The sequence below is a fragment of the Bordetella tumbae genome, assembly GCF_054780995.1.
This window is the reverse complement of the sequence record NZ_BAAGVG010000035.1, coordinates 1-1,164: the sequence shown is the minus strand read 5'-3', so window position 1 is coordinate 1,164 and position 1,164 is coordinate 1. Positions and strand designations below refer to the sequence as shown.

1 protein-coding gene is annotated in these 1,164 nt (G+C 64.5%); it reads left to right on the top strand.

The annotated features are described in order from the left end of the window. On the top strand, window positions 1-1,164 hold a 1,164-nt coding region (locus ACYVI2_RS29245), incomplete at both ends, for an SDR family NAD(P)-dependent oxidoreductase (RefSeq protein WP_460490392.1).

Genomic DNA, 1,164 nt, shown 5'->3' with positions numbered 1-1,164 from the left:
GTGCAGCAGGTAATACAGCTGCATGCGACGACGCAGACGCCGTTCACCGGGCCGCCCGCCGTGGTGTGGTCAGCACAGGATAGTCGCGAGAGTTTGGCTGGGGCGCTCAGACGCGAGGGGCCGTTGCAGCACCTCGTGTGGCAGGTGCCAGCCGGTGAAGCGCAGGCAGCGGTGATGAGCCTGCGACTGGTCCAGGCGCTGCTGGCGCTGGAGTACGGCACGCGATCACTGGGACTGACGATCGTGACGCGGCAGGCGGTAGCAGTCGGGCTGAGCGAGATGGCCGATCCTGACCAGGCTAGCGTGCATGGCCTGATCGGTTCCTTGGCCAAGGAATATCCCCAGTGGCGCATCAGCCTGCTGGATCTGCCAAAGGATGAGGACCTGCCTCTGGGGACGCTGCTGGCGCAACCTGCCCAGACGCGAGGCGATGCGAGAGCATGGCGGGCCGGACGTTGGTATCAGCAGGTACTGGCGCCTTGCGAGGTGCCCGAGGCGGCGTTGCCACCATATCGCGAGGGTGGCGTCTATGTGGTGTTGGGCGGAGCCGGCGGTATCGGCATGGCGCTGAGCGAGCATCTGATCCAGCGGTACCGTGCCCAACTGGTGTGGCTGGGCCGGCGCGCCGAGGATGAGGCGATCCGTCAGCATCGTGCACGGTTGGGCAAGTTAGGCCCGACACCGTTGTATCTGCAGGCCGATGCGACGGATGAGGATGCGCTGGAACTGGCGCATGCGACGATTCGCGAGCGCTTCGGGGCGATTCATGGCGTGGTGCATGCCGCCATCGTGCTGGCCGATCGGAGCTTGGCGACGATGGATGAGGCCACGTTCGAGGCGGCGTTGACGGCAAAGGCAGCGACAGCGGCAAACATGGACGCAGTGTTCGGAGACGAGGCGCTCGACTTTGTGGTGTTTTTCTCATCGCTGCAGAGTTTTATGAAGGCGCCTGGTCAGAGCAATTATGCGGCGGGCTGCTGCTATGCGGATGCATTTGCAAAGCGGCTGCGGCATAGACCCTATGCGGTGAAGCTGATGCACTGGGGCTATTGGGGCAGCGTCGGGGTGGTGGCTTCGAACGAGTACCGGCAGCGAATGGCGCGGGCGGGGATCGATTCGATTGAGCCGCCGGAGGCGATGGCGGCATTGGATCGGTTGTTGGCG